General features: G+C 59.5%; 10 protein-coding genes. 6 read left to right on the plus strand and 4 right to left on the minus strand.

Annotated elements, in window-relative coordinates; all coding sequences use genetic code 11:
- The first annotated feature begins 36 nt into the window (after positions 1-36).
- From I6L34_RS02970 to I6L34_RS02985, 4 genes are all read left to right on the plus strand, one after another.
- The gene (locus I6L34_RS02970; protein WP_216955590.1) at positions 37-1,677 is read left to right on the plus strand and encodes a methyl-accepting chemotaxis protein; all 1,641 of its coding nucleotides are present in this window, start codon (positions 37-39) and stop codon (positions 1,675-1,677) included.
- 523 nt (positions 1,678-2,200) lie between these two features.
- Positions 2,201-4,093, plus strand: coding sequence for a PTS fructose transporter subunit EIIC (locus I6L34_RS02975; RefSeq protein WP_216955592.1), 1,893 nt, complete (start codon positions 2,201-2,203; stop codon positions 4,091-4,093).
- Between the two features lie 233 nt (positions 4,094-4,326).
- On the plus strand, positions 4,327-5,079 hold the full coding sequence (locus tag I6L34_RS02980; protein ID WP_216955594.1) for a DNA/RNA non-specific endonuclease: 753 nt from the start codon (positions 4,327-4,329) through the stop codon (positions 5,077-5,079).
- A 300-nt stretch (positions 5,080-5,379) separates the two neighbouring features.
- Complete coding sequence (locus I6L34_RS02985) at positions 5,380-6,483, plus strand: YdcF family protein (protein ID WP_216955596.1); 1,104 nt, start codon at positions 5,380-5,382, stop codon at positions 6,481-6,483.
- Between the two features lie 82 nt (positions 6,484-6,565).
- Here I6L34_RS02985 and I6L34_RS02990 read toward each other — a convergent pair whose 3' ends face one another.
- Positions 6,566-6,940 (minus strand): DUF805 domain-containing protein, encoded by a 375-nt coding sequence (locus I6L34_RS02990; RefSeq protein WP_005337730.1) that lies wholly within the window; start codon positions 6,938-6,940, stop codon positions 6,566-6,568.
- A 366-nt stretch (positions 6,941-7,306) separates the two neighbouring features.
- Between I6L34_RS02990 and I6L34_RS02995 the strand changes: the two genes are divergently transcribed.
- Together I6L34_RS02995 and I6L34_RS03000 are read left to right on the plus strand one after the other, a co-directional pair.
- A complete protein-coding gene (locus I6L34_RS02995) occupies positions 7,307-9,232 on the plus strand; it encodes an FAD/NAD(P)-binding protein (RefSeq protein WP_216955599.1) in 1,926 nt (641 codons plus the stop codon).
- A complete protein-coding gene (locus I6L34_RS03000) occupies positions 9,229-10,434 on the plus strand; it encodes a cytochrome c (RefSeq protein WP_216955603.1) in 1,206 nt (401 codons plus the stop codon). The genes I6L34_RS02995 and I6L34_RS03000 overlap by 4 nt, the downstream gene beginning before the upstream one ends.
- Before the next feature lie 88 nt (positions 10,435-10,522).
- On the opposite strand, the gene I6L34_RS03005 is transcribed toward I6L34_RS03000, so the two are convergent.
- The 3 genes from I6L34_RS03005 to I6L34_RS03015 all read right to left on the minus strand — a co-directional run bounded on the left by I6L34_RS03005 (position 10,523) and on the right by I6L34_RS03015 (position 12,450).
- Entirely contained in the window at positions 10,523-10,858 is a 336-nt protein-coding gene (locus I6L34_RS03005) for a DUF3634 family protein (protein WP_005353195.1), read from the minus strand.
- Between the two features lie 106 nt (positions 10,859-10,964).
- Entirely contained in the window at positions 10,965-11,933 is a 969-nt protein-coding gene (locus I6L34_RS03010; protein WP_139433526.1) for a nucleoside hydrolase, read from the minus strand.
- A gap of 223 nt (positions 11,934-12,156) precedes the next feature.
- Complete coding sequence (locus tag I6L34_RS03015; protein ID WP_005353197.1) at positions 12,157-12,450, minus strand: hypothetical protein; 294 nt, start codon at positions 12,448-12,450, stop codon at positions 12,157-12,159.
- Between the last annotated feature and the right edge of the window lie 66 nt (positions 12,451-12,516).

A 12,516-nucleotide genomic window follows, 5' to 3' on the forward strand; every position in this document is an offset into this window, starting at 1 on the left:
AAAGATCCGCAGACAAAAATAGATAAAAGAGGATATATGCTGACAAAAATGACAATTGGGCAAAAGCTGACCATGGCGTTTACCACTCTCGCTTTGTTGATGCTGGGTTTTGCCTGGTTTGCCACTTTACAACTCTCCAATATTTACCGTGACGCCAGTGAGGTCAGCGACAATATCGTTCCCTCCATCCGGGCATCCAGCCAGATGCATGTGTCCTTGCTGGACGCTCGCCGTGCCGAACTGAACATGGTGATAGATGCACTGGGCAAGGATCCCGACTCCCTCAACAGCAGCACACAGTCTTTCGAAGCGGCAAAGAGTCAGTACATGGCCGCCGAGCAACGGTATGGCTCTATGCCTTTTGTGTCGGAGCGAGATCGCAACATGTTTGCAGAGCTGAAAACTGCAGCAGCCAAATATTTTTCAGCCCATGGTGACTTGGAAACAGCCATACGGCAGGGAGATATTGCCAAGGTGCAGTCGCTGATCAAAAACGAATCTCGCGCAGCCCTTGAGCAGGCCGGACAGGATGGTCTGGAGCTTCGCAAGGAGAACGATCGGGTTGCCAACCTGCTGACCAAGCAGAGTGAAGCTTCCTATGAACGGGCAAAACTGCTGAGCACTACAGTTGGTGCGCTAACCTTGCTGTTCGTCGTTATTGTGGCCTGGCTGCTGATCCGGCAGATCCGCAATCCTGTGATGACCCTGCTGGAGCAGACCCGCCAGGTGGCGGCAGGCAACCTCACCAGCCAACTCGACATGAAGCAATTCTCCCATGACGAACTGGGTAAGCTGGCTCAAGGGTTCAACGAGATGCAATCCAATCTGCGCATGCTGGTAAACGAGGTCTCCGGCTCGGTGGTGCAGTTGGGTGCGGCCGCCGAAGAGATCAGCGCGGTGGCACAGCAATCGGCCAACAACATGGGCGCCCAGCAACATGAGCTCAATCAGCTGGCCACAGCCATGAACGAGATGCAAGCCACGGTACAGGAGGTGGCCCGCAACACCAACGACGCCGCCAGCGCAGCAACGTCGGCCAGCGACACAGCCGCACAAGGCAGCGAGACCGTCAATGACTCAATCGGCAGGATTGAAAAGGTGGCTACCGCCATCGAAGAGACTGCTCTGGTGATCCGCCAGCTGGGTGATGACAGCCGAAATATCGGCATGGTGCTTGAAGTCATTCAGGGAATTGCCGAGCAAACCAACCTGCTGGCACTGAATGCGGCAATCGAGGCAGCCCGAGCCGGTGAACAAGGTCGTGGTTTCGCCGTGGTAGCAGATGAAGTCCGCACTCTGGCCAAACGAACCCAAGACTCCACTTCCCAGATCAACCACATCATCTCCGAACTGCAGCTGCGTGCTAACGAAGCGGGCGTCACCATGCAACAGAGTCAGGATATGATGTCCGAGACGGTCCACACAGCTCGTGAAGCGGGAGCCTCTATTGCCGAAATAAGCAGCTCGGTTAACAGTATCTCCCACATGAATATTCAGATTGCCACCGCAACCGAAGAGCAAGGCGCGGTAAGCGAGGAGCTCAATCGCAATGTAGTCAACATCAGCAATGCCTCGGAAGAAGTGGCGACCGGAGCCAAACAAATGGCTCAGGCTTGCAACGACCTCAACCTGTTGGCAACACAACTGCAGGAGGTTGTACGCAAGTTTCGGACATAACGCCCGATTCTCCTCCCCTCATTAATCAGCTCAATAAGGCTGAAGCACTAAACAGCCCGCCATCCATAAAAGTGGCGGGCTTTGTTAAATAAGGGCTCATGCAAAACCCAAGGACACCGATGATGAACATAACAAGTGATCAGTAGATGGATTAACTCACATCAAGAGCTGCTCTCCCTCTTTCTGATTGTTCTCTCAACGCGTTTTGCCAGCACCTTCACATTTTCCGCCCTCAAAGCAGCACACAAATCTCCATACCTCCGAAGGCGAAACCTTTTCGTTGCACTCATGCAAGTAGCAAGACGCACTCGCAGCTCATTGTTTTTATTTAAAAAAATAAAAATATCGGTATGAATTGGCTTTCATGATGATATGCGAGCTGGGTCACATGACGACTTGCGCAGCACAAAAATCCAGTAAACGGCACATTTGTCCGATTTCGGCACCGCGCTAACGGGAGAACAATATCCAGGTCAATTGTTCCCCCCATCATGCGGCTCGGCAACGGAGCCAGGAGAGTAATATGTTACCCACCATGACCAACGGCAGACTCATCTGCCTGGAGTTGAAGGCCACCAGCAAGGAGGCTCTATTCGACGAGATGGCACAGATGCTGGCGCGCGATGGCGCCGTGTCTGATCAACAGCAATTCGTCAAGGATATCTGGGCCCGCGAACAGCTGGACTGCACCGGCTTCGAGCAGGGTGTCGCCCTGCCCCACGCCAAGAGCAAGGCGGTCAGTCGTCCGGCCATTGCCATCGGTGTCAGCCGCCAAGGTATCGAGTACGGCGCCGAAGATGGCAAACCGACCCAGCTGATCTTCATGATCGCCTCCCCGGATGGCGGTGCCAACCACCACATCGAAGTGCTGGCGGAGCTCTCTACCCGTCTGCTGGAGCCGGGCTTTATCGAGCAGATGAAGGCGGCCACTACCGTCGAGCAAGCCCTGACCCTGCTCAAGCAAGGCCCGAAAGCGGAAAAACCGGCGCCAGCCGCCAAACCGGCTGCCACTACCCCGGCAGCCCCCGAAGAGCGCACCTTCAAGGATCGCCTCAACACCATGAAGCAGCATCTGCTGTTTGGTACTTCCCACATGATCCCCTTCATCGTGGCGGGCGGTGTATTGCTGTCGCTGTCGGTGATGCTGAGCGGCAAGGGCGCCGTGCCGGAAGCGGGCTTCCTCAAAGACATGGCCACCATGGGTATCGCCGGTCTGACTCTGTTTACTGCCGTACTGGGTGGCTACATCGCCTACTCGCTGGCTGACAAGCCGGGCCTGGCTCCGGGCATGATCGGCTCCTGGATTGCCGTTCAACACTATCAAACCGGTTTCCTTGGCGCCATTCTAGTGGGCTTTATCGCCGGTTTCGTGGTCAATCAGCTCAAACGGATCAAGCTGCCTGACTCCATGACCTCCCTAGGTTCCATCTTCATCTATCCGCTGATCGGTACCTTCCTGGTGTGTGGCATCGTGATGTGGGGGATCGGTGCCCCGATCGCAGCCATGATGGAAGGGATGAACCACTGGCTATCCAGCATGGCGGGCTCAGGTAAAGTAATGCTGGGTGCCATTCTGGGTGGTATGACCGCCTTCGATATGGGCGGCCCGGTCAACAAGGTTGCTACCCTGTTTGCCCAGACTCAGGTCAACACCCAGCCCTGGCTGATGGGTGGTGTCGGTATCGCCATCTGTGTACCGCCACTGGGTATGGCACTGGCGACCTTCATGTCTCCGAAGCGTTACAAGAAAGAGGAGCGTGAATCCGGCAAAGCGGCCGCCATCATGGGCATGATCGGTATCAGTGAAGGTGCTATCCCGTTCGCTGCCGCTGACCCCATGCGTGTTATCCCGGCCATCGTCGCAGGCGGCATCGTCGGCAACATCACTGGCTTCATGATGCACAGTATCAACCACGCCCCCTGGGGTGGCTGGATTGTCCTGCCGGTTGTTGAAGGCAAGATGGGCTACATCCTGGGTACCATCCTCGGCGCTCTGACCACAGCCATCATCGTCAACCTGCTGAAGAAGCCAGTGAGCGAAGAAGATGACGTGACCACCACCCAAACCAGCTTCGAAGTCATTGAAGCGGAAGGAGAAGCGGACGTACTGGCCATCACTGCCTGCCCGTCTGGCGTGGCCCACACCTTCCTCGCCGCCAAGAGCCTGCAGAAGGCTGCCGCCAAGCAGGGGATCAAGATCAAGGTCGAGACCCAGGGCGCCAACGGCATCATCAACCGCATTACCGCCAAGGATGTCGCCAACGCCCGCTGCGTCATCTTCGCCCACGACGTGGCTATCAAGAACCGCGAGCGCTTCACCAATATCGAGGTCATCGATGTGAAGACCAAGGAGGCGATTCACAATCCGGAAGCACTGTTGGCCCGCACGCTGGGCAACAAGGCAAACGCCGCCTGATAGCAATCAGACCAACCAGTACAAGGGGCCCATCGCAGGCCCCTTTTCGTTGCCTGCCGAGCAACCGCATATCATCCCACCGACCAAGCCACTGATTTAAAACATATTAACCAGTCACATCACGGATCTTGGCGAGCCGTCACAGAACTGTGACGTGTAAAAAAACAGCAATTGAAGCGCTGGTCAGATCTCATGTCAAATGGCTCCGCCTACTAAACTGGAGCATCACAAAAATGATAAAAATCAATAAATTGGTTCTGGCTGTTACCCTCACCCTCACTGCCCCCCCCTTGCTGGCGGCTCACTGGACGTGTGGCGACCACGTACGCTTTGGCCTGCCCTCCGAATCGGATCAGAAGCTCTGCCGTGAAGGGTATGCGGTCGGCTACAACTACGACTACAAGGTGGCGGACTGGGTCTCCTACCGGATGACCGCCCAAAGCGCACAGGGCACAGTGCCGCGCAAGGATGCCTTCGCCGAGGACAGGGAGATCCCGGTCGCCTATCGCGCCCCCCTCTCCGACTACAAGGGCTCGGGCTACGACCGTGGCCATCAGGCCCCGGCGGGGGACATGAAATCGAACAAGAACACCATGAAAGAGAGCTTCCTGCTGAGCAACATGACACCGCAGATCGGGGTGCTCAACCAGAAGGCGTGGCGCGTGCTGGAGGACAAGGTGAACAAGTGGGCGGTCTCCCGCAAGGATGTGCAGGTGATCACCGGCCCCATCTTTACCGGCTCTGAAAAGTCCATCGGTCAGGGTGTGGCGATCCCGAGCGCCTACTACAAGATCGTGATGGACCCGGCCAGACTGCAGGCCATCGCCTTTATCATGCCGCAGGAAGAGGTGCCCATCAGCCAGATCGCCGACTACCGGGTCTCGGTGCGCGAGGTGGAGGAGCAGACCCAACTCAACTTCTTCAGCGATATGCCCGAAGAGCAGCAAGAGACACTGGAAGCTCGCGTCTCCCAGATGTGGAACTGACTGCGAACAACTCATCCGCAGATAGATTGACACCCCATCTGTCTTACATCGCAACAGAGGGAGGGGGAGTCTCGCTCCCCCTGCCCTTTTCAGATGGCAGCTGACTCGTTGCGGCCACTTTTGCGGCCACAGGTGTGGCATAACCCGACGACCCGCCTCGACTCACAGTTTGCCGTACCGTTCACTGGTATATTGCCTCTCTTTGGCACTAACAGACTGAATTGACGCACATTTGCCTTATCCCATCGGCCCACAAGCCGGAGCACCACGGCGCGATTCAGCCCGACAGAGGACCTTTTGATGAAACAGACCCTTCTTGCCCTCACCCTCGGCGGCCTGCTGGCGCTCTCGCCCCTCGCCCTGCAAGCGGCCGAGAGCTCGATGCAAATGGAGCACGACCTCAATACCCTGGTCAGCAAACGCCAGGCGGTGGACATGCTGCTCGGCGAAGCGCTGCAGATCTACAAGTCGCCAGCCAAAATCTCCCACGCCGGTTTTACCGCCAAGATGCCGAGCAATATGGAGCTGGTGACCGAGCGTCTGCTGGCCGCCTACCAGCTGGAACCCTACCGCACCGACCTGCTCATCTCGGCTGCCAACGCCCAGATCTACAACGGCAACCTGAGCCGCGCCATCACCTTGCTGGAGCAGGCGCAGGCCGTCGCCCCCGATGATCTCGACATCAACAGCTATCTCGCCATCTGGCTGTTGGTGAAGGGTAACAAGGAGGCCTCCCGCAGCTATCTGGCGAAAGTGGCGGATCGCAACAGTGGCCGCGCCGCCGATCTCGAGGAGATCATCGCCCGGGTGCAGCGGATCACCGCCGCCCCGCTGCAGACCGAACTGACCGAGGATCAGCTCAAGGCCACTAGGGAGGGCAAACGCGCCATCGTCACTCTGGGCTACGCCCTCAATCCCGACGGCAGCATGGACAAGATCCTGCTGGGCCGCCTGCAAACCACCCTTGAGCTGGCCAAGGCCGACCCGGAAGCGCTGATCATCCTGACCGGTGGCGTGCCCCAGAACCGCCAGACCGAGGGCAAGCTGATGGCCGACTGGCTGGCCAACCACGGCATCGACCGCAGCCGCCTGATTGAAGAGAACTACGCCACCAGTACGGTGGACAACGCCCTCTACAGCGCCTATGCCCTCGCCCGCCACCAGATTGACTATGCGGTGCTGGTAAGCTCCGCCAGCCACGTGCGACGCGGCCAGACGGTGCTGGAAATCGCCTGCGACCAGATTGGCCCAGCCAACATCAAGGTGGCGAGCGTCAGCTACCCCGACAAACCCCTCGAGGAGCTGGCCACCCCGAGCGAGAGCGAGCTGCTCGGCATCTACCGCGACGCCCTGCGCACCTACGGCATGTGGAGCTACCGCTCCGCCCCGCTGATCGAGCGTTGATCGGCCATCAAAACGAAAAAAATAGGGAGGCGTGATGCCTCCCTCTCTTTTTATTGACCGATGATTGGCCAAGCCGCGCCCGTTAGCTGACGATAAAGCCCTGTGAGGGGGCCGCTTTGGGATCGTCACCGAAGCGGTTTGGCCCCTGCTGACCGTTGCAGACCATAAAGTAGATAAGCACCAGGGTGCCGATAATGGGGATAAGCCCGAGCAGCAGCCACCAAGCGCTGCGGTCGGTGTCGTGCAGGCGACGGGCCGCCACCGCCAGCGATGGCAGCAGCACCGCCAGCGAATAGATGGAGCTTATCAGCTCATTGTCGCCGCCAATCAGCTTGTCCACCATGCCGAGCAGCAGCATGACGATGACGTTGCACAGCACGAACATCCAGTATTCGGTGCGACGGGCCCGCCCGCTGAATACCGCATATTGCTTGAGGACCGAGATGTACCAGTTCATTGCGCCTCCTGAGTGGCCTTTATGCCTATGAATAAAAAGAGAGTCGATAAAACAAGTAGTTAAGAGCTTAGCGCGATCATCCCCCCGAGTCGACAATGATGCCCGAACGTCTCCCGAACTAATCAGCTGCGGCAATCATTGACCGACCGAGCCGGAAAATAATTAGCCCTGTAACAGGGCAAATCACCCCCATCAGCGCATCACTCTCGTCACAAGCAGGAAAATGGTGCTTAATAATCCATTAGCAATCGTATGGACTCAGCGTGAGGATAGCGGTAGATTCGGCGCCCAATCCTGAACAGGATCTGTGTCTCCCTCCCATAATGAATCCACTTATTCATTACTTCTCCTAACACAGGGATAGCCATGAGTATTACACGCAGAGATTTTCTCAACGGCGTTGCCATCACCATTGCGGCAGGCGTCGCCCCCATCAATCTGCTCAAGGCTGCCGAAGGCGGCAGCACGCTGGCGGATAAAACCCTAGCCTACCCGCCCGCCCTCACCGGCCTGCGCGGTAACCACCCGGGCTCCTTCGAACCGGCCCACAGTATCGCCCGTGACGGTAAGCAGTATGACTTTGCCAATATTCCCCTTGAGGGAGAATACGATCTGGTGATCGTCGGCGCCGGGATCAGCGGTCTGGCCGCCGCCTGCTTCTATCAGCAACTGCTCGGCGCGGATAAAAAGATCCTGCTACTCGACAACCACGACGACTTCGGCGGCCACGCCAAGCGCAACGAGTTCACCACCCACGATGGCCTGCGTCTGGGTTACGGCGGCAGTGAATCCCTGCAATCGCCACGTTCGGTCTACAGCCCGGTGGCGCTCGGGCTGCTCAAGGCGCTGGAGGTCAACATCGACGAGCTGGCCGCCGGTTTCCAGCAGACCTTCTATCCGGATCTGGGGCTCAGCCGCGGCGTCTATTTCGACGAGAAGCACTTTGGCGTCAACAAGATAGTAAACGGCGATCCGGGCCATAACGTGGCGGATGACATCCCGCGCGATCGCCTGAATGGCCGTCCGCTGGCGGAGTTTATCGGTGACTTCCCGCTCGATGATGCCGACAAGGCTGCCCTGCTGGCCCTGCACGAGGAGAAGACCGACTACCTGAGCGGCATGACCCGCGAGCAGCAGGATGAGTGGGTGACCCGCAACAGCTACACCACCTTCCTGCGCGATAAAGTGGGTCTGAGCGAGCGGGCGATCACTTACTTCCAGCAGCGCACCAACGACTTCCAGGCGGTCGGCATCGACGCCACCGCCTGCGCCGATGCGCGCCTCTGCGCCTTGCCGGGGTTCGACGGCCTCAATCTGACGCCGCTGGATGCCGAGGAGCAGGCGGAGCTGGACGATCCCTACATCTTCCACTTCCCCGATGGCAACGCCGGTCTCACCCGCCTGATGGTGCGCAAGCTCATTCCGCAGGTGGCGCCGGGTCACACCATGAAGGATGTGGTGCTGGCCAAGTTTGACTACAGCAAACTCGACCTGCCGGAGCACAAGGTGCAACTGCGCCTTGGCAGCACGGCGTTGCAGGCCAAAAACGTGCGCCTCGCCGACGGCAAGCTGGCGGTGGATGTCACCTACATCAAGGAGGGGAAACTGTACCGGGTGCGGGCCAAGCAGTCGATCATGGCTGGCTACAACATGATGATCCCCTACATGGTGCCCGAGATGCCGGAGCCCCAGAAGGAGGCGCTGCGCCAGAATGCCAAGGCGCCGCTGGTCTACACCAAGGTGGTGATCAAGAACTGGCAAGCCTTCGTCAAGCTGGGGGTGCACGAGGTCTACTCCCCCGCCGCACCCTACAGCCGGGTCAAGCTCGACTATCCGGTCAGCATGGGTGGCTACGAGCATCCCAAGAGCCCGGATCAGCCGATGTGCCTGCACATGGTCTATGTGCCGACCCTGCCGGGCAGCGGCCTGTCGGCCCGCGAACAGTCCCGCAAGGGGCGCGCCATGATCCTCGGCATGCCGTTCGAGCAGCATGAGCAGATGATCCGCGAGCAGTTGCAGGGGATGCTGGGCAGCGCCGGTTTCAACCATGAGCAGGATATCCTCGCCATCACGGTCAACCGCTGGTCCCACGGCTACTCCTATGTCACCAATACCCTGTTTGATGACGAAGCGCAGTGCGAAAAATGGATTGAACTGGGTCGCCAGCCGATCGGCAACATCACCATCGCCAACTCGGATGCAGGCTGGAGCCCCTACGCCCACGCCGCCATCGACGAAGCGTGGCGCGCCGTCAACGAGCTGGTTGCCATGAGCAAGGGAGGTGCCCAATGAGCCGCGCCCTGTCACTGACCGCCAGCGCCCTGCTGCTGGCCCTACCCGCCCTTGCCGCCAACGCAGCCCCCGCCATGTCTGCGGGGGAATACGTGGCCAAGCTGGGCGATTGCGCCGCCTGTCACACCAGCGAGACCAGCAAGCCGCTGGCGGGCGGCAAAGGGTTCCCGACCCCCATCGGCACCGTATTTGCCACCAACATCACCCCCGACAAGACCCACGGTATCGGCAACTACAGCCTGCCGGAGTTCATCAAGGTGATGCGCGAAGGGGTGGCCCGCGATGGCCATCGCCTCTATCCGGCCATGCCCTACACCGCCTACGCCAAGATGAGCGATAAGGATCTCGAAGATCTCTATCACTATCTGATGAAGGAGGTACAGCCGCTGGCCATCGCCAACAAGGAGAGCGACATCCCCTGGCCCCTCAACATGCGCTGGCCGCTGATGGGCTGGAACTGGGTCTACCACGATGACAGCCGCTTCACCCCGGTGGCGGGCAAGAGCGAAGAGTGGAACCGTGGCGCCTATCTGGTGCAGGGTGCCGGTCACTGCGGCAGCTGCCACACCCCACGCGGATTAGGGATGCAGGAGAAAGCGCTGACCGAGGCGGATCCCGTCTACCTGAGCGGGGCGGCGCTGGATGGCTGGTATGCCCCCGACATTCGCGGCAGCCGTTACAGCAAGCAGGCGCTGATCGATCTGCTGAAAACCGGCCGCAGCCAGCATGAAGCGGTCGCGGGCCCGATGGCGGAAGTGATCACTCACAGCAGCCAGTATTTCAGCGACGCCGATCTGGCCAGCATCGCCACCTATCTGACCGATCTGAAAGATGAACCGGTGGCGGAGAAAGGGGCCCGCGCCTACGCCAGTGCCAGCGGCAAGGCGGACTACGCCATGTACTGCTCCACCTGTCACGGGGTCAACGGCCAGGGCAATGACCACGTCATCCCTTCGCTGGTCAACAACCGCACCGTGCTGGCGAGCGATCCGTCGAGCCTGATCAACGTGCTGCTGCACGGCGCCGAGACCCCGGTCACCCACGGCCATCTGGGTTACCACATGCCGGGCTATGGCTGGACCATGGATGACGAGCGGCTCGCCGAACTGGTTAACACCCTGCGCGCCTCCTGGGGCAATGAAGGCACCGCCGTCAAGGCGGCGGCGGTCAAGGCCCAGCGCGAGCTGCATGGCAAGGAGTAAGGGCTGTCAGCTCTCTCTTGGCCAAGTGCCATAAAAAACGGGCCTCCACTGGAGGCCCGTTTGCTATTGATGAACCACGTTCCGGTGCTTATCCCTTGCGGGATTTTGGCCCCGGCAGTGGCGCCGTTGGCTGGCGGTAATCGCCATAGGGGAAGATATTGCGAAACCGCTGGGCCACCGGCTCGGGGATGGAGCGGGAGAAGATCAGCTTGACGCCATCGCCATCACGTTGCCCCACTATGCGACCGCGCACCGTGTCGTGGCGCAGGATCTGCTTGGCATGCTCAATAAAGGCGGGGGACACCTTGCCCTGCTTGACCACTACCTTGCCGGGGGCAAGGCGGATCTCGAACAGGGCGCCACGCCCCAGCTTCATCAACCACCAGATCAGCGCAATCGCCACTATCAAGGAAATCCAGGCCATCTTCATCCCTCCCAAGCTCTTGATATAAGGCAGTATAAGCGGCCGTGCGCTCCGATTGTTTGGCGCCGATCACAGCCCCCGCGTCAGCGCAATAGCACCTCTTTGCTCAGCAATCCTTACCCCAGCCCACCAGCGTCTCGCGATAGAGCGCCAGCAAGGCTTCATCGCGCACCGCCACCCCGACCTGCTGCGGACGATAGGCTGCCCAGTCATCGTGGGAGTGGCGCTTGCCATCGAACTTTTGCAGGGTATGACCGATGGCCGGGCCACTGTTGATCACCCGCACCGGCCCCTCGCGCAGGGTAAAGAGGGTCGGATCGATCACATAGGCGATGGCGGACGGATCGTGAACGTGGCAACCGGAGAGCCCCAGCTTCTCGGAGTAGAAGCGCAGGTAGAAGCGGCTGACATCCCACAGGAAGCGGCCCGGCTCCCCCGCCTTGTCCCTGAGTTCATCCAGATAGGCGCTGCTGAAGAAGCTCTGCTGGGTCACATCCAGCCCGATGATCACCACCGGCCAGTCGGCGGTAAAGACCCGGTCGGCGGCATCGGGATCGTCGTGGATATTGGCTTCGGCATAGGGGGTGACGTTGCCGCGATGGCCGTTGACGCCAAAGGCGCCCCCCATCACTACCACCTGTTTCACCAGCGAGACAATCTCGGGCGCCTGTTGTAGCGCCAGCGCCAGATTGGTCAGCGGGCCGATAGTGACGAGGGTGATCTCCCCCGGCGCGGCTTTCACCGCCTCGACAATATATTGCCAAGCGGGGCGGGGATCCGGAGCGATAGTCACCTCCCCCGCCTCCATGTCGCCAAAGCCGCTCGGACCGTGGACTATGGTGGTGGGGCCGACCGGCTCGCGCAGCAGCGGGGCGGCAGCGCCTTTGGCCACATCCGCCTTCATGCCGTACTTCTGCTTGAGCCAGAGGGCGTTGCGGGTGCCATTATCGATGGTGGCGTTACCAAAAACAGTGGTGATGGCGAGCAGCTCGATGGCGGGGTGGGCCTCGGCAAACAGGATGGCCATGGCATCGTCGATACCCGGATCGGTATCCAGAATGATTTTATGGGTCATGAGAAATTCCTACGGTGACAAACCCTGCGACAAAAGGGAGAGTCTACCCGGCTGACGCCCCCATATCCCGGCATGGGATCACAGAGCGGGCCTTTGCTCCCGGCAGCGGGGGCGCTGCTGGCGACAATCTGCACAAAAAACGGCGCGGCCCTGTTGCCAGCGCCGCGCCCTTTATCGTTGTTCGTTATCTGCTATCTGGCAGTGATCTGCCTGACTACGCCCCTCAGTGCTTTCGATGCCAACGCGGTGAGGTCGCCTTCTCCCCCCAGGGAGTGACGCAGGGGAGCAGTGCCCCTTCAATCACCATCTCGCTGCCTGCCAGCGCCTCGGCGATCTTCTGGTGCAGCACCCGCAGAACCTTGCCCTCGTGCTCGGCCAGAGAGTGGCCCGCGGCAAAGAATTCCGGCTGATATTGCAGTGCCAGCTTCTGGGCGAATTCGTAGGTGTTGAAGCAATCCGGCATCCGCTCAACCACATCTTCAAGCCGGGCCAACAAGCTGTTCAGTTCCCTGGTCATAGTGCTCTCTCCGTGTAGGTTAATAGCCGAAAACTACCCCTTATTGGATAAGTCACCAACGAGCAA

Origin of the sequence: Aeromonas sp. FDAARGOS 1404 (assembly GCF_019047085.1) — a bacterium.
Lineage (GTDB): Bacteria > Pseudomonadota > Gammaproteobacteria > Enterobacterales > Aeromonadaceae > Aeromonas > Aeromonas veronii.